Below are 22,112 nucleotides of genomic sequence, written 5' to 3' on the forward strand. Positions count from 1 at the left end.
ATGCCTTATGTTTATTTTACGTCTCCGTGTGACATTTTCATCTCCACGTGGTCTAAACGACGTACTTTGCTCACTCTCTTTTTGGCAGCCCGCGAGCGGGTTGCTTTTGTAACCAGGAATGTTCATCAGGGGTTCACATGCAGGGCACAAAAATTCGACTGTTAACGGGTGGTTTGCTGATGATGGCAGCGGCCGGTTATGTGCAAGCAGAAGCGCTCCAGCCGGACCCGGCCTGGCAACAGGGGACTCTCGCCAACGGACTCCAGTGGCAGGTTTTAGCCACTCCGCAGCGTCCCAGCGATCGTATTGAAGTCCGTCTGTTCGTGAATATTGGCTCGCTGAGTGAAAGCACTCAGCAGAGCGGCTTCACCCGCTTTATCCCGCGTCTGGCCTTAACACAGAGCGGCAGCCTGCCGACCATGCAGGCGCGTTCGTTGTGGCAGCAAAGCATCGATCCTAATCGTCCTATGCCGCCGGCGCTGGTCTCGTACAGCTACACCATGTTTAATCTCAGCCTGCCAAACAACCGTAACGACCTGCTCAAAGAGGCGTTGAACTGGCTCTCCGATGCCAGCGGCAAACTGGTGATCACGCCGGAATCGGTGAATCACGCTCTGCAGGGCGATGATATGGTGGCGACCTGGCCGCTTGACACCAAAGATGGCTGGTGGCGCTATCGCCTGAAAGGCTCCACGATGCTCGGCCACGACCCGGCTGCGCCGCTGAAACAGCCGATCGATACGGCGCAGCTGAAGGCGTTTTATAAGAAGTGGTACACCCCGGACGCCATGACGCTGATTGTGGTGGGTAACGTCGATAGCCGCAGCGTGGCGGAGCAAATCAATAAAACCTTCGGTGAACTGCAGGGCAAGCGTGAAACGCCTGCGGCGGTGCCGACGCTGGCGCCATTGCCGACTACGCCGGTCAGTATCATAAGTAACTCGGTGCGTCAGGATAAACTGTCTATCATGTGGGATTCACCGTGGCAGCCGATCCGTGATTCGGTCGCGCTGCAACGCTACTGGCGCGATGACCTGGCACGTGAGGCGCTGTTCTGGCATGTTCAGCAGAGCCTGAGCCGTGGCAACGTCAAAGACGTGAGCCTCGGTTTCGACTGCCGGGTGCTCTATCAGCGCGCGCAGTGCGCCATCAATATCGAATCGCCAGGTAATAAACTCAACGCTAACCTGAGCGCGGTCTCCCGCGAGCTGGCGAAGGTGCGTGATAACGGCCTGCCGGCAGAAGAGTTTGATGCCCTGATCGCCCAGAAGAACCTGGAGCTGCAGAAACTGTTTGCCACCTATGCGCGTACCGACACCGATATCCTGATTAGCCAACGTACGCGTTCGCTGCAAAATCAGGTGGTCGATATCGCGCCGGAGCAGTATCAGAAGCTGCGTCAGGAGTTCCTCGATTCGCTGACCGTCGACATGCTGAACCAGTATCTACGTCAGCAGCTGTCGCAGGATATGGCGCTGGTATTGCAGCAGCCGCAGGGTGAACCGGAATACGACATGAAGGATCTGAAGGCGACGTGGGAACGGTTGATGATGCCGCCTCCTGCTGCAACCAGCGCTGACAGCGCCGGGGAAGCGCATAGCGACGTCACGGATATTCCACCGGCCCAGTAATGCGCCCGTAGGCCCTGGAGCTTTCCCGGCCACCTGCAATATCACAGATAGCCCCGGTCAGCGCAGCGCGACCGGGGAACCTCCCCGAATCGCGCCGTTCACGACGGTAAGTTACAGCGGCATCGCTTCGCGCGGGATAATCGCCCCACGATACTGAATCACCGTGCTGGCGGTCAGGTGCCCACGTCTGGCGGCTGACTCAGCATCGCCACCGGTCAGACGCACCGCCAGATAACCGGCGCTGAAGGAATCCCCGGCCGCCGTAGTGTCCACCACCTGCTCTTTTGGCAACTTCACGGCCGGTACGTCCAGCAACGGTTGACCAGCAACGGCCACCAGGCAGGAGTCCGCCCCGCGTTTTACCACCACTTCGGTCACGCCTGCGGCATGCGTACGGGCAATCACCTCATCGACCGGCTTTTCACCCCACAGCGCGTCTTCATCATCCAGCGTCAGGAAGGCGATATCGGTGCAGGTCAGCATTTGCTGGTAGACCTGCTGCGTCTCTTCTTTGCTGGCCCACAGACGCGGACGGTAGTTGTTGTCAAAAATGACTTTGCCGCCGTTAGCACGGCATTCGCACAGCAGGGTCAACAGTTTCTCACGGCTGGTGGGGCTGAGGATCGCCAGGCTAATCCCGCTGAGATAGAGGTAATCAAAGGTCGCCAGCTCTTCGCAGATGGCGGCGGAGTGTTCGCTTTCCAGCCAGAATTTCGCGGCGGCTTCGTTGCGCCAGTAGTAAAAGGTCCGCTCGCCGGTCTCGTCGGTTTCGATGTAGTACAGCCCCGGCAGGCGGTTAGCCATGCGCTGAATCAGGTCAGTCTGCACGTTTTCCTGCTGCCAGGCGTCCAGCATCTGCTGGCTGAAAGCATCCGTACCTAACGCGGTCACGTAGTGAACGGCGAGATCGCTGGCATCGGTCTGACGCGCAATATAGACGGAAGTGTTTAAGGTATCGCCGCCAAATCCGCGGTTTACCGCCGCGTGTTTCTCTGACAGCTCAATCATACATTCGCCAATGACGGCAATTTTTTTAGACATAGTCATGACCTGAGATGGAATCGAATTTAACGCTAGTGTGCGCTGTGCCGTTTTTATGGTCAATTATATTAAAACATTGTTCCATTATTTTTTTGACCTGACGCGCGTAATGTGACGAAAAACGCATTTGTCAGTGCAAAATGGCGATCCCGACAGGATTGTTCATCGACGTGAGGTACAGGCAATCGCAGCAGAACCGGGGAGCAACGGGGGGCAGGCGCGAGAATGTGCTGCCCGACGATATGCGCCGGGCAGCAGGTGATTACAGTGACTGGTGGCGCGTTTCGTGGGTTAACAGCAGTGCTATCAGCGTCAGCCCGGCCATCGCCGCCAGGTAGATGCCCACCGCCGTCAGACCGTAGTGACCCTGCAGCCAGGCCGCAATATACGGCGCAACGGAGGCGCCGAGAATCGACGACACGTTATAAGAGAACGAGGCGCCGGTGTAGCGGACTTCGGTCGGGAACAGCTCCGGCAGCAGCGCGCCCATCGGGCCAAACGTCAGCCCCATCAGGCTTAAGCCCAGCAGCAGGAAGGCGAAGACGAGGATCGGCTCGCCGGAACCCAGCAGCGGTTTAAAGGCGAACAGCGCGAAGAGGATAATCATCGAGGTAATGACGATCATGCTCTTACGACGACCAAACGCATCCGCCAGCAGGCCGGCAACCGGCACCATCACGCCGAAGCCAATTACCGCCATCATCAGCATCCACAGCACTTCATTACGCGGCAGGCCAAGACCGACCGGCGCCGCGCCGGTGCTGAACGTCATGGAATAGACGGTCATGATGTAGAACAGGGTGTAGGTGGCCAGCATGATGAAGGTACCCAGCACGGTCACGCGCACATGCTTTGTCAGCAGGGTACCCATCGGGATTTTGACCTGTTTCTTCGCCGCGGCGATTTTGGCGAATACCGGCGTTTCATGCAGCGAAACGCGGACATACAGCCCAATAATGACCAGCACGGCGGAGAAGATAAACGGCACGCGCCAGCCCCATTCCATAAACTGCTCGTCGGTCAGCAGCCAGGAGAGCAGCAGGAAGGTCCCGTTGGCAAAAAAGAAGCCGATAGGCGCGCCCAGCTGCGGGAAAGAGCCGTACAGCGCACGTTTACGCGGCGGAGCGTTTTCGGTCGCCAGCAGCGCAGCGCCTCCCCACTCACCACCGAGGCCCAGACCCTGACCAAAGCGCGCCAGCGCCAGCAGCATCGGTGCCAGAATACCAATGCTCTCGTAGCCAGGCAGCAGGCCGATAATAACCGTCGAAATCCCCATGGTCAGCAGCGAGGCCACCAGGGTGACTTTACGCCCGACGCGGTCGCCGAAGTGGCCGAACAACGCGGAGCCAATCGGACGTGCGACGAAGGCAATGGCGAATGTCGCCAGCGACTGGAGCGTCGCGGCGGCAGGATCGCCCTGCGGGAAGAAAATATGCGGGAAAACGATCACCGCGGCGGTGGCATAGATATAGAAGTCGAAGAACTCAATGGCGGTACCGATGAGTGACGCGACGACGACTTTGTTGCGCGAGTTAACCGGTGCGGTTTCCTGCGAATTGTCGAGTGTGGTGGCTGTGGCTTGCATAAATCTTTCTTATTTTTTGCGGACGAAAGGTCATATAGCCACAGCAAAAGGGACATTTCAATCTGTAACAGGGCCTGCCGAAGGCTAAAAAACAGGCAAAAAGCGGATAATTTTTACGCCAGAAAAATAACTTCCATGAAACACTTAGCATAAATAAAAAAATAGCAGATAAAACCAGTTTTAAGTTAAATAAAAGTTACACGTTGGATTTATCTGCTGAAATGATGAATCGGACTGAATTTTGCGTCTTTACTCAGTCCGATGGTGGCGTTAATCGTGCGTTTTTCCCGGCATCCGGCGGTCGTCTTTGTACTCGGCGGTGGCAATCCAGGCCGCGCAGAACAGCGTCAGACGGGCGAAGAAATAGAAGAAGGCCATCAGTCCCAGCACAGAACCAAATGCCGCGCCGGACGGCGATTTCACGAGGGCCGGCAGCGTCCAGGTCATGATTATCTTGATGATCTCAAAGCCGATGGCAGCGATCAGGGTGCCGCGAATCAGCGCTTTACGCCGCGGACGGTGGCGCGGCAGACGCCAGAAGATCCAGAAAAACAGCAGATAGTTGGCGAAGATAGAAATGGCGAGACCGATCAGCCGCCAGGCCGGTTTTAACCATTCGATATCATCGAGATACAGCGCCGAGATAATCATCTGCTGCGCCGACCCGGCCACCGAGGTGATCGACAGGGTGACCACCAGCGCCACCAGCAGGCCAATCAGCGAGATAAAATCACGGAAGTATTTCACCCAGATTTTTTCCTGGTCCTGCGGCGTGCGCTCCCACACGTCGCGCGACTGGGCGCGAATGGCCTCACGCAGGTTGCCCATCCAGTTAATCCCGGAGTACAGCGCCACCAGCAGACCCACCAGGCCGACGGCGGTACGCTGCTGCACGGCGGTATTAATGGTGTTTTTCAGGGTCGCTGCCAGAGTGGGATCGCTGACGTTGAGCAGGATCTTATCGAAAATATCCTGCAGCAGCGTCGGGTGCCAGGCCAGAACAAAACCGGCGGCGGCGAAGGAGACCATCAGAATGGGGATCATCGACAAGAACGAGAAGTAGGTGATGGCCGCGCCAAACTGGTTGCCCATTCGGTCATTGAAGCGTTCGGCGGCACGCAGCAGGTGCGCAATAATCGGGTTGCGCTGCACTTTCTCGGCGGTCCCGGTTACGCTCTTCAACGCCTGATTGGCCTTCTGCGCGACGGCAGAATCGTTGATAGCGGCCAGCCTACTTTTGCTTTTTTCTGGCGACTGGCCCGGCTCCTGGGGTGGGCGCTTACTGTCGTTTTCCGGTGTCATTCGTTATTTCTTCCTTTTTTTACAACGAGGTTCTACAAAATTATACCCTAAATAATTCGAGTTGCTTGCAGGCGGCAAGACCGTAAATCCCCAGGAGCTTACTCAAGTAAGTGACTGGGGTGAACGGGAGCAGCCAACACCCAGGCAACTTGAAGGATGACGGGTATATATACGTAAAACCTGCGAGGGGCTTGCCTTGCACCCGATCCGGCACCGCAAACCCCAGCATAAAGCGCTGCGGCGCTTAATCGACGTACTCTTTCATGACGCCCCCCAGCCACTCCATAAACAGATGCACCCGCCGGGAAAGGTTGCGGCGGTGAGGGTAGATGAGCGACACCTGCAAAGGCTCAGCGCGATACTGCGGCAGAATTTCAATCAGCTCGCCGGTGCGCAACGTTTCACGCACGCCGGTGCGCGGAACCTGAATTATCCCCAGGTCTGCCAGGCAGGCGGCCTGGTAGGTTTCGGTGCTGTTGACGGTGAGCACCCCGCCGGTTTTCACCCAGCGGACCACGCCATCACCCACCACTTCAAACCCCAGTGGCCGCGCGCCGGGGGTGCTCGCATAATGGATCAGGGCATGATCCGCCAGATCTTCAAGCGTGGTCGGGTAGCCGAACCGGGATAAGTATTGCGGGCTGGCGCAGTTAATTTGCGTCAGCTTGCCCAGCGGGCGGGCGACCAGGCCGGAATCTTTCAGCGTGCCGACCCGTACCACGCAATCAAAACCTTCGCGAATCACGTCCACCAGCCGGTCGCTACTGCTGAGCTCCAGCTCAATCCCCGGATACTGCTGCAAAAACGCCGGCAGGCGCGGAATAATCAGTTTTTTGGCCACCCCAACCGGCATATCTACCCGCAGGCGGCCGCTGATGCTGGAGGGATCGTGCTGAAACATACCATCCAGCTCGTCGAGATTACTCAGCAGATCTTTGGCGCGTTCGTAGTAGACCATACCATCCTGCGTGAGCTGTACCCGGCGGGTGGTGCGGTGCAGCAGGCGGACGCCGAGGTGGTTTTCCAGCGCCTGGATCTGGCGCGAGACGCTACCTTTCGGCAGGCTCAGGGTATCGGCGGCACGGGAAAAACTCTCCAGTTCTGCCACCCGAATGAACAGCTGCATTGCGTGAATTTTATCCATGCCGATACTCTATTGTTGTTCAAGATGAAACAGTAAAACGTAATTTAGCGTATTTATTGATTTACTTGCAGCTAATAAGCTCTGTAACCAGACAAACGTAACTGAGAAGGGGTTTTCTGATGACACAACGTATTGCTTTAGTGACCGGTGGCAGCCGTGGACTGGGAAAAAATGCAGCGCTGAAGCTGGCGGCGAAGGGAACCGACATTATTCTCACTTACCACAGTAACCAGCAGGCTGCGCTGGAAGTGGTGCAGGAAATTGAACTAAAAGGGGTGAAAGCAGCAGCATTATCGCTAAACGTCGGCGATACTGCGAGCTTCGAAGGCTTTGCACAAAACGTGGCGGATGTGCTGAAGCAGCGCTGGCAGCGCGACACCTTTGATTATTTATTGAACAACGCTGGCGTAGGGTTGAACGTTCCCTTTGCTGAGACCAGCGAAGCGCAGTTTGATGAATTAATGAACATCCAGTTTAAAGGCCCGTTCTTCCTGACCCAGCGCCTGCTGCCGCTGATCGCGGATAAGGGACGCATCCTCAATGTGTCGAGCGGGCTGGCCCGTTTTGCCCTGCCGGGCTTTTCCGCCTATGCGGCGATGAAAGGGGCGATGGAGGTGCTGACCCGCTATCAGGCGAAGGAGCTGGGGGCGCGCGGCATTTCGGTGAACATTATTGCCCCAGGCGCGATTGAGACTGATTTTGGCGGCGGTGCGGTACGTGATAATGCGCAGCTTAATCAGCATATTGCAGCGCAGACAGCCCTCGGAAGGGTTGGTTTACCGGATGATATTGGCGATGCTATCGCCGCGCTGTTGAGCGATGATCTGGGATGGATGAACGCCCAGCGCGTGGAAGTCTCCGGTGGGATGTTCCTGTAATCGTCCAACGCCTCGCGTGGGATACGGACGGCCAGGGTGGCCGTTCACTCCGGCGGGTGGTAATCGCGGCGCAACAGGCCAAACAGCCAGTCATTGTGCCAGCGACCGTTCAGCCAGTAGCATTCGCGCAACTCGCCCTCCTGCAGGAAGCCCATCTTCTGGAGCAGGTTGCGAGAGGCAATGTTGCCGACGGTGACGGTGGCGGTCAGGCGCCGTATGCCGCCGGTGTGAAAGGCGAAATCGCAGAGTGCCCGCAGGGATTCATAGCCATAGCCCCGACCCTGTGCCGCGGGGGTAAATAAAAAACCGACTTCCGCACAATCGCCCTCGAGGTGCCGGTAACCGGTCAGACCCAGCGGTACGCCGGTTTCCTGATTGCGCACGACCAGACATAGCCACTGTTTTGCACCTGGCGACCACGGCGGAATGCGTGAATCAAAGGCCTCTCGGATTTCTGACAGCGGGCGGGTATCGGCGATATAGAGCATCACCTGCGGGTCCCGCTGCAGAGTGAGAAAAAAAGACCAGTCTTCCAGCTTCAGCGGTGTGCAGTGCAGTCGTGGTGTAATCAGTTCGGTCATACAGCGATTCCTGCGAGGAGTTGTTGTATGACGATAACAGGACCTGAGCGGGCGGAATAGCACCTGGTTATAAGGGTTCGCCGTAAAGCCCGATCAGCCGACGTACCACGCCGTTGGTCCAGCCAAAGCCATCCTGCAACGGATATTCACCACCGCCACCGGCATGGGGAACGCTGCTGGCAATATGGTATTTCTCAATCAGCTTATGGTGCTGCTTGTAGAAGTGGTTCACCGTGTGCAGCCAGCTGTGGGCGATTTCGTCGCCGAGCGCGTCCTGGCCATACATTTTAAAACCCTGCACCGCCATCCATTGCAACGGCGCCCAGCCGTTGGGTTTATCCCACTGCTCTCCGCTGTCGTACTCGGTGGCCATGATCCCGCCGGGGGTTAACAGGCGGGCGCGGACCGCCGCCGCGAGCCGGTTCGCCTGTTCGTGGGTCGCCATCCCGACATACAGCGCCACGATGCTGGCGGCGGAAAACAGCGCCAGTTGCTCACGTCGCCAGTCGTAGTCGCGGAAGCAACCGCTCTCCTCGTCCCACAGATAGCGGTTTACCGCGGCCCGACGCTCGCTGGCCTTGTGGCGAAAAGCGGTTTCCGCCTCCCGGTCGCCATTGAGCCCGCTAAGGTTGGCGATGGTGTTTTCCAGTTTGAACAGGAACGCGTTCAGATCGATGGGGATGAACTGGGTGGTGCGAATGCTCGCCAGCCGGGTCATCTCGCGCAGCCAGCGGCTGGAATAGTCCCACCCGGAGGCGGCACCGGCGCGCAGATCGCGATAGACCTCATTGGCCGGGCGGCCGGAGTGCCGTGCGGTTTCGACATCTTCTCGCCAGGATTCATCGCGCGGCGTATCCCGGTCGTCCCAGTAGCGGTTCAGCAGCGAGCCGTCCGGCATACGCACCACATGGCGATAGGCCTGGTTGGGGATTAACGAGTCGGCGCCGTCCATCCAGAACTGGTACTCCAGCTTCAGATGATCGAGATAACGCCGCGCCCCGCGCACGCCATCTTCCTCAAACAGCTCCACCATCAGGGCAAAGACCGGCGGCTGCGAGCGGCTGAGATAGTAGGTGCGGTTGCCGTTGGGGATATGCCCGTAGGTCTCGATCATCCAGGCAAAGTTATCCGCCATGCATTTCAACAGGTCCTCGCGGCCGCTTTCCGCCAGCCCCAGCATGGTGAAATAGGAGTCCCAGTAGTAGGTTTCGCTAAAGCGCCCGCCGGGCACGATATACGACTGCGGCAGCGCCAGCAGCGACGACCAGGGAATATGATCCTGCGGCTCGCGGGTGAGGAACGGCCAAAGGTGATCGATATGCTCTTTCAACGATCGGTCCGGATCGGAGATGTAATCTTCCGCCCGATGATCCGGCAGCCAGAAGTGATCTTCGACGAACTGCCGCAGATCGAACTCCGGCATCCGCTTTTGCCGACGGTAGGCGATCAAAATATCCAGCGGATCCTGCCTGGGCGCACAGTCGGGGAAGGTTTTGCTGTCGGCAAAGATGCGCGAGCGCTGGACGTGGGTAAACAGCTCCAGATAACGGTCGGCGGGCGTCAGGGCATCCGAAGCCGGAAAGCCTTCGATGATCTCCGGCTCCGGTTCGGCATCGAACATTTCATCCAGTTTTAACTCATACGGATCGACGCCGTAGCGCAGTTCGTCTTCGATCGGCAGCGCGCTGCTATTATCGTTGCGTAATGTCTGGCTGGACATAGTGATACGGACCTCCGGATCGCGTCAGTTCAGGACGCCGGGCCTCTCCCGGCCTGATTAATAAGCGTAGTCATTCGCTTCGGTGTTCGGGAGAAAAACTGTGCGTCGTGTCACAGTTGTCAGCGAGGGAAGAAGACGCTGTTTTTATAATTAACTGATTTTAAACATAAAACGTTCTCAATGGCGCTGCCGTGAGCATCCGGCTGCGGCGCCATTGTTTTTGCAACAAAATCTAATTATGGCGGATGGGATGGGGAAATTACTCCCAGGCCGCCTCCAGCATCTCCAGCAGCTGCTCGCTATCGAGGCGTGCGGGATTGGCTTTCATTGATGAAGAGCTGCTGGCGGCCAGCGCTGCGGGTTCCAGGGCCTCGTGCGGCACCCCCAGATCGCGCAGATTCCCCAGCCCGGCGCGGCGGCTCCAGTCGCGCAGGCTGTCCCAGGCGGTCTCCGCCTCAATGTTCAGCCCGTCAGCCAACCACTGCCGGACCTCAGCAAAGCGCCCGACTATGGCAAGATCGCTAATCTGCGACTCATTGAGCGCGAGCCCGTAAGGCAGCAGGCTGCCGCAGAGTGCGCCGTGCGAGGCGGGGCTCAGGCCGCCCAACGGGCCAGCCAGCCCGTGAATCACGCCAAGTCCGGCATTGGCTAACGCCAGGCCACCGCACAGGCTGACCCAGGCCATCTCATCGCGGCTGTCCGGACACTCTCTTGCCATCAGCGTATTGAGCGCCCTGATCCCCCGTGGAATCGCCGTCCGGCACAGCGCATCGGTAAAGGGATTCGCCCGGGTGCACAGCCAGGGTTCGATGAGCTGGGTAATGGCGTCAAGGCCGGAACCGAGCGTTACCGCGCGCGGGGCGTTATCGGTGAGCGCCGGGTCGACAATCGCCAGGTCCGGCAGCATGCGGTCATCGCGCAGGCTGACTTTGCGCTGCTGCTGGGTGACGTTAATCACCGCATTCTTCGTGACTTCTGCGCCGGTGCCGGCGGTGGTCGGGATCGCGACAAACGGCAGCGGTTGCGCTTCTAATTGCCGCCCGTTGCCTACCACTTCCAGATAATCAATCACTGGTCCGGATGCCGGCACCAGTGCGGCAATGGCTTTGCCCGCGTCGATTACCGCACCGCCGCCGAGGCTGACCACCGCGCCGATACCCTGTTCACGCGCCAGACGTACCCCCTGTTCGATATCTTCCAGACACGGTTCGCGGGTGATGGACAGGGTTACAACATGGATTTCCTGGGCATGGAGGGCGTCCAGCAAAAACTGCGCCCGCTGCGGGCTGGCGCCGTGGATCAGGAGGACCTGAGCGGTATGCTGCGCCAGCCAGGGGGCGGCGCTCCCGGCAAGACCGCGACCAAAACGGATATTGCCCGGCGTTAAAACGTTAAACGGAGTCAGCATGGCGGGTTCCTGTGTCAGCAAAAATGGCTGAAATCAACTATACACATTATCCGACAAGCTGCCTGTTAGAGTAGGGTGAAAGAGACGTCTCATCGCTAAAGGAATTCACAATGCTAAGCATACTGGGCAAACGCACCTCAATTAACGTGCGTAAAGTGTTATGGACCTGCGAAGAAGCAGGGCTGGAATATCAGCAGGAGGATTACGGCAGCGGCTTCCAGCCGACCGACACGGCGGAGTTTCTCGCCCTCAACCCCAACGGTCTGGTACCGGTACTGCTGGATGACGATGTGGTTCTGTGGGAGTCCAATAGCATCTGTCGGTATCTGGCGCGCAAAGCCGGACGGGAAGATCTGCTGCCCGTGGCGCCACGACAGGCAGCAGATGTTGAACGCTGGATGGACTGGCAGGCTACCGAGTTCAACAATGCCTGGCGCTATGCGTTTATGGGCCTGGTGCGCAAAGACCCGCGTTTTCAGGATCCGGCGGCGCTTAAAGAGAGCATTGCGGCGTGGACCCGCTGCGTACAGATCGTCGAGTCGCAGCTTCAGCATACCGCTGGCTGGATCACGGGGGCGCATTTTACGCTAGCGGATATTGTGCTTGGCCTGTCGGTGCATCGCTGGAAAATGACTCCGTTTGCCCATCCGGAGATGCCGGCAGTGGAGCACTGGTATATGGCGCTGAACCAACGTCCGGCATTTATGCGTCATGGCAATAATGGTACGGCGTGATGGGGAAAAAGATGTCCAGAATTGGATAAAAACGGCGATATTTTCAGCCTGTTCGCTTTGCAATGATCGTTGACAGCCGTTACGATCCTGGCCTCTTGGCTTCTCCCCATTGATTTCAGTACGGCAGGAAGGTGTGGTTTGAACAGGCAGCTGAGCCCTGTGTTATTGGCGTCACTGCTGCTTGTAGGATGCTCCGGAACGCTCTCGCAGATGAGCGTTCCCTCTGATGCCACCATTCTGGTTGCGCAAAACGGGCAACCGATGCCCGTCGATGCCTTCGTCACCCGCTATATGCAGCAAAAGCAGGTTAGCGGCGTGGTGGTGGCGATCATCCATCATAATGGCCCGGCAGAATTTCACTGCTATGGGGTAACCGACAGCAAAAACCAGTACCCGATCGCCCCGGACACGCTTTTTGCGCTGGGCTCTCTGAGCAAAGGAACCACCGCCGAGGTGATTACCTTGCTGGTGAACGAGGGTCGGCTGCACTGGGATGATACGCTGCTGACGTTGTTGCCACCGGGCACACCGCTGAGCAACGATGCCAAAAAAATCACCCTGTTACAGCTGGTGACCCACACTTCCGGCCTGCCGCGTCAGCCGATGAACCTGCTGTCGCTGGAACATCTGCTGGCCTACCTGAGCGACGGCGAAAACTTCTACCATGAGCTGGATAGCGACAAGGTGCTGGGCTATCTGCGCACCTTTAACGCCCCCGCGAGCCGTGAACCCGAATACTCCAATTTAGGTTACGCGATCCTCGGCTACATCCTCAACTATCAGACCGGGGAGTCGGTGGAAACCCTGGCGTCGCGGATGATTTTTCAGCCGCTGGCAATGCGCAATACCAGCTACGCGCCACAGACGCTGCGCGGTTATCCACAGCGGGCCCTTGGTCATGCGGGGGACCAGCCGAAGTTTAAATCACGCGGCGCGCTGACCCCGGACTGGCAGTTCAGCAACAACATGGTGGGGGCGGCGAGCCTGTACAGCAACGCCCGCGACCTGATTGAATACGCCCGCGCCCATTTCTCACCGACCCATCATGCCGCGTTGGATAAGGCTTTTGCCGACGTCAGCGTCGAGTACTATGCGCGGGAAAAAGAGGCGGCCAATATTGCCTGGGTGACCGATACCCTTGGCGAGCAGAAAATTACCTATCAGGTGGGGTATATCGGCGGCTATGCCAGCTATATCGGTTTCGATAAAGCGCATCAGAATGCGGTGGTGGTGCTGCAAAACAGCTTTAACTGGAGTAACTACATCGGCCACACGATCCTGCAACACCAGGAGCCGACAAAAAAAGCCCCGTGAGAACACGGGGCCGGGAGGATTAACGCATGGTGACGAACTCTTCCGCTGCGGTCGGGTGAATCGCCACGGTGTTGTCGAAGTCCTTCTTGGTGGCGCCCATTTTCAGCGCGACCGCGAAGCCCTGCAGCATTTCATCCATACCGAAACCGATGCCGTGAATGCCGACAATTTTCTCTTCCGGGCCGACGCAAACCAGCTTCATGCGGCACGGCTGGCGGTGTGAGGTTACGGCTGTGTACATGGCGGTGAAGGAGGATTTATAGACCTTCACGGCGTCATCGCCATACTGCTCGCGCGCCTGCGGTTCGGTTAAACCGACGGTGCCGATCGGCGGGTGGCTGAAGACCACGGTTGGGATATTGCTGTAGTCCAGATGCTCGTCCGGCTTGTTGTTGAACAGACGTTCGGACAGGCGACGACCAGCGGCTACCGCTACCGGCGTCAGCTCAACCGCACCGGTGTTATCGCCGACGGCGTAGATCCCTGCCACGTTGGTGTTCTGGAATTTATCGACCGCGATATAGCCTTTGTCGTTGGTTTTTACGCCAGCGGCTGCCAGGTTGATGGTGTCGTTCGCCGGTTCACGACCGATGGCCCAGATCAGGCAATCGACGGTCTGGCTACGGCCATCTTCCAGCTCCAGCGTCAGGCTGCCGTCCGCGTTTTTCACTACTGCTTTCGGAATTGAAGTCGTGTGCAGCTGCGGCCCTTCGGCGTTCATCACTTCAACCAGCGTGTCGACAATCAGCGGATCGAAGCTGCGCAGCGGCGCATGTTTACGCACGAACAGGTGGGTTTCGGCACCCAGACCATTGATCACGCCCGCCAGCTCAACGGCGATATAGCCCGCACCGACCACGGCAACGCGCTTCGGCAGTGCCGGCAGCTCGAAGAAACCGTCGGAGTCGATGCCATACTCAGCGCCCGGAATCGACGGATGGCTCGGACGGCCACCGGTGGCGATCAGGATATGATCGGCAGTGATGGTCTCACCGTTTACTTCCACGGTGTGCGCGTCGACAAAACGGGCAAAGCCTTTGATTACATCGACCTTATTTTTGCCCAGCACGTTGTCGTAGGAGGTATGAATACGATCGATATACGCGCTACGGCTGGCGACCAGTTTATCCCAGTCGAAGTGATTGATGGTGGCGTCGAAACCGTAATCCGGGCCATACAGGTGAATTGCTTCGCGAATCTGCGCCGCATGCCACATCACTTTCTTCGGTACGCAGCCGACGTTCACGCAGGTGCCGCCCAGATCTTTAGCTTCAATCAGCGCGCACTTTTGGCCATACATTGCCGCACGGTTGATGGAGGCGATACCGCCGCTGCCGCCGCCGATAGCGATGTAGTCATAATGTTTGCTCATAGCGTATATCCTTAGAAGCGCCTGTCCGAGCAGGCTCTTAATCGTTGATTGACCGCGATTGTAGCGCGAGGCGTAAAAGGTTCCACCGATGGTTGCGATTACTCAGGGACGATCCAGCTGACGGTGGCATGGCCATTTCCCGTCGGCGACAGCTTCTTATGCAACCACGGCAGTACGTTGTTCATCTGCTGTTCCAGCTTCCACGGCGGGTTGATAACGATCATCCCGGAAGCGGTCATGCCGCGCTGGTCGCTGTCCGGACGCACGGCGAGTTCAATTTGCATGATTTTGCGAATGCCGGTGGCTTCCAGCTCTTTGATCATGCGCTTAATTTGCGCGCGCAGAACCACCGGATACCACAGCGCGTAGGTGCCGGTAGCAAAGCGTTTATAGCCTTCATGGATCCCGGCTACCACGGCCTGGTAATCGCTTTTAATTTCATACGGCGGGTCGATCAGAATCAGGCCGCGACGGGAGACGGGTGGAAGCTTCGCCTTCAGCTGCTGATAGCCATCGGCCTTAGCCACCCGCGTGCGGTTGTCTTTCTGAAATTCAGAACGCAGCAGCGGGAAGTCGCTCGGGTGCAGTTCGGTCAGATCCAGGCTGTCCTGCTCACGCAGCAGCTGGCGGGCAATCAGCGGAGAGCCCGGATAGTAGCGCAACTGACCGCTGCGGTTGAAATGCTGGACCACGGAAATATAGGCTTCCATCTCGGCCGGCAGGTCGTCCTGCTGCCAGATACGGGCGATCCCCTCGAGGTATTCACCAGTGCGTTCGGCGTGTTCGCCGCTCAGCTGATAGCGACCCGCGCCAGCGTGGGTGTCCAGGTAGAGAAACGGTTTTTCTTTCTCTTTCAGCGATTCAATGATCAGACTCTGAACGGTGTGTTTAAGGACGTCGGCGTGGTTGCCTGCGTGAAAGCTGTGGCGATAACTGAGCATGGATGCAGAGATTCCGGGAATTGAACAAGATTACCGATAGTTTACCGCAGATCCGCCCGGATTACCGCTGCGGCGCCACGCTGTTTCAATCGTGGTGAAAGGATTGCAAAACGTGAATGGGTCATAAAAGTGTCAAAAATCTGCGCTAGCGTCGCCTGCAGGCAAGGTAATTGTTTGAATAAAAGGAAAAATAATGAAACTGCAAATCACACTTTTGACATCAGCATTGATCCTGGCGCTGCCGGCGTTGGCGCACGCGGTACCGGTAAATCAGGCGGCGGCGATCGCCGGTAGCGTCACGCCCGCGGCGGCCAGCCCGGCGTTTGACGACCTCGAAAGTCAGGCGTTGAGCCGATTACGCGCGGCGCTGAAAGGTGATGCTGAGACCCTCACCCGCGACCAACTGGAGCACGCGAAACAGAATAAAACCCAGGCGGACAAGGCCTGGCTGAAGGCCAGCGGTTATGATTTTCAGGGGAAAGAAAACCAGCAGGCGGGCATTGCGCTGCTTGCCGCTTTCAGCACCCTCCCGGATGCGGTGGTGAAGGCCAACCTGGCAACGGTGACCGCCATTAACCGCGATGCGACTCAGGCGACCCGTCATCAGGCGCTGGCGGATGCGGAAGGGATTAGCTATCTCTACTTCCTCAGCGATGCGCTGGGTCCGCGGTTGGGGAAAGCCTTCCTCACCGCTTATGATAAAGGCGAGCTGGGTAAAGCGGCGGCGTTGATTAAGGCCAGTGAAGTCAGCACCGGGGCGGCGAAAAAGCATTTTAACAACCCGCGCCCGTTCCTGATTAAGGGCAATACCATTCATCTGGTGCCGGACGACGTGGTGGTCAAGGATAACCAGCCCTATACCGCCGACGGCGGCTCGTTCCCCAGCGGACACACCAACACCGGCTACACCGATGCGCTGCTGATGGCGGAAATGATCCCGGAACGCTTTGATGCCCTGGTGACACGCGGCGCGCGCTACGGCTACTCCCGCATCGTGCTCGGCGTGCATTATCCGCTGGATGTGATGGGGTCGCGGATGGTGGCGCAACGCAACGTCGCGCATTACCTCAACGACGCGAAGTATCACGCGCTGTTCAATGAGGCGCGCGATCAACTGCGCGCGGCGCTGGAAAAAGAGTGCGGCACGTCGCTTGCCGAGTGTGCAAAATCCGCCGGGAAAGACGATCCCTACCGCGACCCGGCCATGAACGCCTTTTACCAGTTCACCATGACCTATAATCTGGCGCAGCAGAAGGGCGAAAAGCCAGAGCTGACGGTGCCTGAAGGGGCGGACGTGCTGCTGGAGACCGCACTGCCTCATCTTTCAGGGGCTCAGCGTCGGGCATTGATGGTGAAAACCGCGCTACCGGCGGGTTACCCGCTGTCGGGTGAGAGCGCCGACCAGCAGTTCTGGCAGCGGCTGAATCTGCCGGCGGCTTATCAGATGGCGCAGAAAAGCCGCTAATCTCATCGCGTGGGCGGCACAGACGCTGCGCTGGATGACGTTTTCCCCGGTGTGGTTGGCACAGCCGGGGAAAGCCAGCGGTGCTAAGCCATGACTTATTGCAGTAATACCCGACGCCTGGCACGGCGTGACATTGAAATTCCCGCAACGATCCCCCATTCTAGATCTCATGCTAAAGCGCCGGAACGCGCGCTTCATTTACCCTTTTCAACAGGACTGCGCTTATGACCAATCCATTACTGACGCCTTTTTCTTTGCCGCCTTTTTCTGCGATCAAGCCGGAACATGTCGTCCCTGCGGTCAGCAAAGCGCTGGACGACTGCCGGGCATCGGTAGAAAACGTGGTGGCGCAAGGCGCGCCGTACAGCTGGGAAACCCTGTGCCAGCCGCTGGCTGAAGTGGATGACGTGCTGGGACGGATCTTCTCCCCGGTCAGCCACCTGAACTCGGTGAAAAACAGCCCTGAACTACGTGAAGCCTACGAGCAAACCCTGCCGCTGCTGTCTGAATACAGCACCTGGGTTGGCCAGCACGAAGGCCTGTACAAAGCCTACCGCGATCTGCGCGATGGCGACCATTACGCCACCCTGAACATCGCCCAGAAGAAAGCGGTCGATAACGCGCTGCGTGATTTCGAACTGTCCGGTATTGGCCTCGCCAAAGAGCAACAGCAGCGTTACGGTGAGATTGCCGCGCGCCTGTCTGAGCTTGGCAACCAGTACAGCAACAACGTCCTCGACGCCACCATGGGCTGGAGCAAGCTGGTGACCGACGAAGTCGAGCTGGCCGGGATGCCGGAAAGCGCGCTGGCGGCGGCTCAGGCACAGGCCCAGGCGAAAGAGCAGGAAGGCTATCTGCTGACTCTGGATATCCCTAGCTATCTGCCGGTGATGACCTACTGCGACAACCAGGCGCTACGCGAAGAGCTGTATCGTGCCTACTCCACCCGTGCGTCAGACCAGGGTCCGAATGCCGGTAAATGGGATAACAGCCCGGTGATGGCGGAAATCCTCGCGCTGCGCCACGAACTGGCTCAGCTGCTGGGCTTTGAAAGCTACGCCTTTAAATCGCTGTCGACCAAAATGGCCGAAAATCCGCAGCAGGTGCTCGACTTCCTGACCGACCTGGCAAAACGCGCACGTCCGCAGGGCGAGAAAGAGCTGGCCCAGCTGCGCGCCTTCGCCAAAGCCGAATATGGCGTCGACGAACTGCAGCCGTGGGATATTGCTTACTACAGCGAAAAACAAAAACAGCATCTCTACAGCATCAGCGATGAGCAACTGCGTCCGTACTTCCCGGAAAATAAAGCCGTTAATGGCCTGTTCGAAGTGGTTAAGCGCATTTACGGGATTACCGCTAAAGAGCGCACGGACATTGACGTCTGGCACCCGGAGGTTCGTTTCTTCGAGCTGTATGACGAGAGCAACGAGCTGCGCGGTAGCTTCTATCTCGACCTGTACGCGCGTGAGCACAAGCGCGGTGGGGCGTGGATGGATGACTGCGTTGGCCAGATGCGTAAACTCGACGGTTCGCTGCAAAAACCGGTCGCCTACCTGACCTGTAACTTCAACCGCCCGGTGAACGGCAAGCCAGCGCTGTTTACCCACGACGAAGTGATTACCCTGTTCCACGAATTCGGCCACGGTCTGCACCATATGCTGACCCGCATTGATACCGCCGGGGTCTCCGGCATCAGCGGGGTGCCGTGGGATGCGGTCGAACTGCCGAGCCAGTTTATGGAAAACTGGTGCTGGGAGCCGGAAGCGCTGGCGTTTATCTCTGGCCACTATGAAACCGGTGAGCCGCTGCCGCAGGCGCTGCTCGACAAAATGCTGGCCGCGAAAAACTACCAGGCGGCGCTGTTCATCCTGCGTCAGCTGGAGTTTGGCCTGTTCGACTTCCGTCTGCATGCGGAATACCAGCCGGAGCAAGGGGCGAAAATTCTCGAGACTCTCGCGGAAATCAAAAAGCAGGTGGCCGTGGTGCCAGGGCCGTCGTGGGGCCGCTTCCCGCACGCCTTCAGTCATATCTTTGCCGGTGGTTATGCGGCAGGTTACTACAGCTATCTGTGGGCCGACGTGCTGGCGGCAGACGCCTTCTCTCGTTTTGAAGAAGAGGGGATTTTCAACCGCGAAACCGGTCAGTCGTTCCTCGATAACATCCTGAGCCGCGGCGGTTCCGAAGAGCCAATGGTGCTGTTCAAACGCTTCCGTGGGCGCGAGCCGCAGCTGGATGCGATGCTCGATCATTACGGGATCAAGGGCTAAGCGTTTCGTGAAAATTTGCTTAGTCGATGAAACGGGCGCCGGAGACGGCGCCTTATCTGTTCTGGCCGCTCGCTGGGGGCTGGAACAGGATGATGACAACCCGATGGCGCTGGTGATGACCCCGGAGCATCTGGAGCTGCGCAAGCGTGATGAGCCGAAGCTCGGCGGTATCTTCGTTGATTTTGTCGGCGGGGCCATGGCCCACCGGCGTAAATTTGGTGGCGGTCGCGGTGAAGCGGTGGCGAAAGCCGTTGGCGTGAAAGGCGACTACCTGCCAGAGGTGGTGGATGCGACGGCGGGACTGGGGCGGGATGCCTTTGTGCTGGCGGCGGTCGGCTGCCGGGTGCGGATGCTGGAGCGTAATCCGGTGGTGGCGGCCCTGCTCGATGACGGGCTGGCACGCGGCTATGCCGACCCGGAAATCGGCCCGTGGTTACGCGAGCGTTTGCAGTTGATTCATGCTTCCAGCCTGACGGCGCTGACGGATATTACGCCGCGTCCGCAGGTGGTCTATCTGGACCCGATGTTCCCGCACAAGCAGAAAAGCGCGCTGGTGAAGAAAGAGATGCGCGTGTTTCAGTCGCTGGTGGGACCAGACCTGGATGCCGACGGGCTGTTGGCGCCGGCACGGCAGCTGGCAACCAAACGGGTGGTGGTGAAACGCCCGGATTACGCGCCGCCGCTGGCCGAGGTCGCCACGCCGAACGCGGTGGTCACCAAAGGCCACCGTTTCGATATTTATGCTGGGACGGCGATGTAAATAACCTGACGGGCTACGGATTAAACAAATGGTGCCAGCGGGTCGGCCATCTCAAAAGCGGCGGTTTTCTCGGCCTTTGGCGGATAGATCAACTCCTGGGTAATGGACATCTTCAGCTTCTTCGCCTCTTCTCGGGTCAGTTTCACCTGCTGATCCCAGCCTTCGGTATAGACTGCACCCCATGCCCCGAGGTCGAGACAGGTCACGTAGTTTTCCTGACGATAGGGCAGCGGCATCACGTCGAGCAGGCTGGCAGCCGCGTTATTACCGGCAAATTTACCCAGCAAAATTGCGTGCTGGCAGGTCATCAACGCATGGTTACCTTTGTCATCGGTGGCCGCATAGGCCACGTCACCGGTCGCATAGATATCGTCATAGCCCACCACCTGAAGCGCCGTATTCACATGCAGGCGGCCCTGGCGATCGCGCGGGGCATCAATCTGCGCCGTCAGGCCGTTGGCCTCGACGCCAACGGTCCAATAACGGTCCGGGAGGCGATGCTCTGGCCGTCTTTCAGCATCACGCCGTCGGCATCCACGCGTTCTACTTCGGTGTTCACCCGCCATTCAACGCCAAGCTCTGCGGAAGCCTGGACGATAACCTCGCGCAATGCTTCGCTGTAGCGTGAACCCGGCTGCGGCCCGCGCTCAACTACGACTACTCTGGTCTTAGCATTCGAGCCGAGGATCTCCCGCAATTTGCCGGGCAGCTCCAGCGCCATCTCGATACCGGTGAAGCCGCCGCCGCACACCACCACGGTATTGCGTGACTCACTGTCTGCCTCATGAGCAAGAGATTTCAGGTGCGATTCCAGCACGCTGGCGCTCTCCAGCTGATCGAGATCGAAGGCGTGGGTATCGGCGCCGGTCACCAGTGAACGGTTGACGTGGCTACCGCTGGCCAGAACTAACCGGTCGTAGCTCTGCTGCTGCATGACGCCGTTGGCATCAGTCCAGGTCACGGTTTTACTGGCCGGCAGGATCCGGGAAACCGTCCCGCACAGGAAGCGCACGCCGGTCACGTCAAACAGCGGCTGCAGCGGCGCCACCAGGGTCTCGACGGCATTTTCATAAAAGCGCGGACGTACCCGCAGTTCAGGTTGCGGGGCAATAACCGTGATCTCTACGGTCTGTGATTGATGTTGATCGGCCAGGCGAGCGGCGCTAAGCGCGGCCCACATTCCCGCAAAGCCGGCACCGACTACCAGAATTTTTTTACCCATGATGGTTTCACTCACTGTTAACGATGATATTTTTACTCGGATTTTATTTGTCGTAGTATGTAATTGCAATCTGATTTGTGATGCAGAGCGGTTTGGGTGGGTTGATTTGTGATTATCTAATTGATAATAAAAAGTTTAAAACTTTTATGGACGACGTTATCTTTTATCTTTGTGGTAAGACTTTGGTGAAAAAGCTACAATAACTCAGATTTATTTTGGCTGAGATAAGAGTATGGCATTCTACAGTTCCGGTGTTGAGTACGGCATCCATAGCCTGATGTGTATGGTGGACAGCAAAGGCGACGCCCGCGATATGAGCGTGCGCGAAATCGCCGATCTGCAAAGCGTGCCCTACGATTACCTGGCCAAAATCTTTACCCGCCTTTCGAAGGCCGGCCTGGTGCGCAGCACGGAAGGCAAGGGCGGCGGATTCCAGTTGGCGAAGCCGGCGGAACACATCACGGTACTCGATGTGGTGAACGCCATTGATGGCGATAAGCGCATTTTTGAGTGTCGGGAAATTCGCCAGCGGCTGGCGGTGTTTGACGAACGTCCGCCGGAATGGGCCTGCGAAGGGATCTGCGGCGTGCGGTCGGTGATGGATATGGCCCAGCAGCGCATGGAAGAGGCCTTAGGGCAGCATACGATTCTGGACCTGGCGCGTAAGATGTACCGCAAAGCGCCGGACGAGTTTGTTATCGAAGTACAGGACTGGATTGCCGCGCGCAAAGGTTAACCCCAGCCGGT

At 58.1% G+C, this 22,112-nt stretch carries 17 protein-coding genes and 2 pseudogenes; 8 read left to right on the forward strand and 11 right to left on the reverse strand.

The window, feature by feature from the left end:
* Positions 1-137: 137 nt before the first annotated feature.
* Complete coding sequence (locus ACMYSN_RS16100) at positions 138-1,631, forward strand: M16 family metallopeptidase (protein WP_462495468.1); 1,494 nt, start codon at positions 138-140, stop codon at positions 1,629-1,631.
* Here the strand turns inward: ACMYSN_RS16100 and ACMYSN_RS16105 are convergent.
* The 5 genes and pseudogenes from ACMYSN_RS16105 to ACMYSN_RS16125 form a co-directional block, all read right to left on the reverse strand.
* Positions 1,606-1,704, reverse strand: a pseudogene (locus tag ACMYSN_RS16105) (hypothetical protein); the annotation flags it as partial. The gene ACMYSN_RS16100 and the pseudogene ACMYSN_RS16105 sit on opposite strands and share 26 nt — an antisense overlap.
* A gap of 38 nt (positions 1,705-1,742) precedes the next feature.
* Positions 1,743-2,672 carry a sugar kinase gene (gene kdgK / locus ACMYSN_RS16110; protein WP_462495469.1) on the reverse strand — a complete coding sequence of 310 codons (930 nt, stop codon included), beginning with the start codon at positions 2,670-2,672 and terminating at the stop codon, positions 1,743-1,745.
* A gap of 262 nt (positions 2,673-2,934) precedes the next feature.
* Complete coding sequence (locus tag ACMYSN_RS16115; protein WP_123757213.1) at positions 2,935-4,257, reverse strand: MFS transporter; 1,323 nt, start codon at positions 4,255-4,257, stop codon at positions 2,935-2,937.
* Between the two features lie 270 nt (positions 4,258-4,527).
* Entirely contained in the window at positions 4,528-5,559 is a 1,032-nt protein-coding gene (yhjD, locus tag ACMYSN_RS16120; protein WP_462495470.1) for a YhjD family protein, read from the reverse strand.
* Between the two features lie 244 nt (positions 5,560-5,803).
* Positions 5,804-6,703 carry a LysR family transcriptional regulator gene (locus tag ACMYSN_RS16125; protein WP_462495471.1) on the reverse strand — a complete coding sequence of 300 codons (900 nt, stop codon included), beginning with the start codon at positions 6,701-6,703 and terminating at the stop codon, positions 5,804-5,806.
* Positions 6,704-6,822: 119 nt separating this feature from the next.
* On the opposite strand from ACMYSN_RS16125, the gene ACMYSN_RS16130 reads away from it, so the two are divergent.
* Entirely contained in the window at positions 6,823-7,581 is a 759-nt protein-coding gene (locus tag ACMYSN_RS16130) for an SDR family NAD(P)-dependent oxidoreductase (protein ID WP_462495472.1), read from the forward strand.
* A gap of 44 nt (positions 7,582-7,625) precedes the next feature.
* Here ACMYSN_RS16130 and ACMYSN_RS16135 read toward each other — a convergent pair whose 3' ends face one another.
* From ACMYSN_RS16135 to ACMYSN_RS16145, 3 genes are all read right to left on the reverse strand, one after another.
* Entirely contained in the window at positions 7,626-8,162 is a 537-nt protein-coding gene (locus tag ACMYSN_RS16135) for a GNAT family N-acetyltransferase (protein WP_462495473.1), read from the reverse strand.
* 67 nt (positions 8,163-8,229) lie between these two features.
* Positions 8,230-9,882 carry an alpha,alpha-trehalase gene (locus ACMYSN_RS16140; protein WP_154144290.1) on the reverse strand — a complete coding sequence of 551 codons (1,653 nt, stop codon included), beginning with the start codon at positions 9,880-9,882 and terminating at the stop codon, positions 8,230-8,232.
* A gap of 259 nt (positions 9,883-10,141) precedes the next feature.
* Complete coding sequence (locus tag ACMYSN_RS16145) at positions 10,142-11,290, reverse strand: iron-containing alcohol dehydrogenase (protein WP_462495474.1); 1,149 nt, start codon at positions 11,288-11,290, stop codon at positions 10,142-10,144.
* 110 nt (positions 11,291-11,400) lie between these two features.
* Between ACMYSN_RS16145 and ACMYSN_RS16150 the strand changes: the two genes are divergently transcribed.
* Together ACMYSN_RS16150 and ACMYSN_RS16155 are read left to right on the forward strand one after the other, a co-directional pair.
* On the forward strand, positions 11,401-12,024 hold the full coding sequence (locus ACMYSN_RS16150; protein WP_462495475.1) for a glutathione S-transferase family protein: 624 nt from the start codon (positions 11,401-11,403) through the stop codon (positions 12,022-12,024).
* A gap of 210 nt (positions 12,025-12,234) precedes the next feature.
* Positions 12,235-13,338, forward strand: a complete 1,104-nt coding sequence (locus ACMYSN_RS16155; RefSeq protein ID WP_462495476.1) for a serine hydrolase domain-containing protein — start codon at positions 12,235-12,237, stop codon at positions 13,336-13,338.
* A 19-nt stretch (positions 13,339-13,357) separates the two neighbouring features.
* On the opposite strand, the gene gorA is transcribed toward ACMYSN_RS16155, so the two are convergent.
* A complete protein-coding gene (gorA, locus tag ACMYSN_RS16160) occupies positions 13,358-14,710 on the reverse strand; it encodes a glutathione-disulfide reductase (protein WP_462495477.1) in 1,353 nt (450 codons plus the stop codon).
* A 98-nt stretch (positions 14,711-14,808) separates the two neighbouring features.
* Complete coding sequence (locus ACMYSN_RS16165) at positions 14,809-15,651, reverse strand: 23S rRNA (adenine(2030)-N(6))-methyltransferase RlmJ (protein WP_123757222.1); 843 nt, start codon at positions 15,649-15,651, stop codon at positions 14,809-14,811.
* 193 nt (positions 15,652-15,844) lie between these two features.
* Between ACMYSN_RS16165 and ACMYSN_RS16170 the strand changes: the two genes are divergently transcribed.
* The 3 genes from ACMYSN_RS16170 to rsmJ all read left to right on the forward strand — a co-directional run bounded on the left by ACMYSN_RS16170 (position 15,845) and on the right by rsmJ (position 20,143).
* The gene (locus tag ACMYSN_RS16170; RefSeq protein ID WP_462495478.1) at positions 15,845-17,116 is read left to right on the forward strand and encodes an acid phosphatase; all 1,272 of its coding nucleotides are present in this window, start codon (positions 15,845-15,847) and stop codon (positions 17,114-17,116) included.
* Positions 17,117-17,340: 224 nt separating this feature from the next.
* A complete protein-coding gene (gene prlC, locus ACMYSN_RS16175; protein ID WP_462495479.1) occupies positions 17,341-19,383 on the forward strand; it encodes a M3 family metallopeptidase in 2,043 nt (680 codons plus the stop codon).
* A gap of 7 nt (positions 19,384-19,390) precedes the next feature.
* Positions 19,391-20,143, forward strand: coding sequence for a 16S rRNA (guanine(1516)-N(2))-methyltransferase RsmJ (gene rsmJ, locus ACMYSN_RS16180; RefSeq protein WP_462495480.1), 753 nt, complete (start codon positions 19,391-19,393; stop codon positions 20,141-20,143).
* 20 nt (positions 20,144-20,163) lie between these two features.
* Here the strand turns inward: rsmJ and ACMYSN_RS16185 are convergent.
* A pseudogene (locus ACMYSN_RS16185) lies at positions 20,164-21,365 on the reverse strand (NAD(P)/FAD-dependent oxidoreductase).
* A 232-nt stretch (positions 21,366-21,597) separates the two neighbouring features.
* On the opposite strand from ACMYSN_RS16185, the gene ACMYSN_RS16190 reads away from it, so the two are divergent.
* The gene (locus ACMYSN_RS16190; RefSeq protein WP_123757227.1) at positions 21,598-22,101 is read left to right on the forward strand and encodes an RrF2 family transcriptional regulator; all 504 of its coding nucleotides are present in this window, start codon (positions 21,598-21,600) and stop codon (positions 22,099-22,101) included.
* The last annotated feature ends 11 nt before the right edge of the window (positions 22,102-22,112 follow it).

It is taken from the genome of Klebsiella sp. R445, from assembly GCF_051131755.1.
Lineage (GTDB): Bacteria > Pseudomonadota > Gammaproteobacteria > Enterobacterales > Enterobacteriaceae > Klebsiella > Klebsiella lignicola.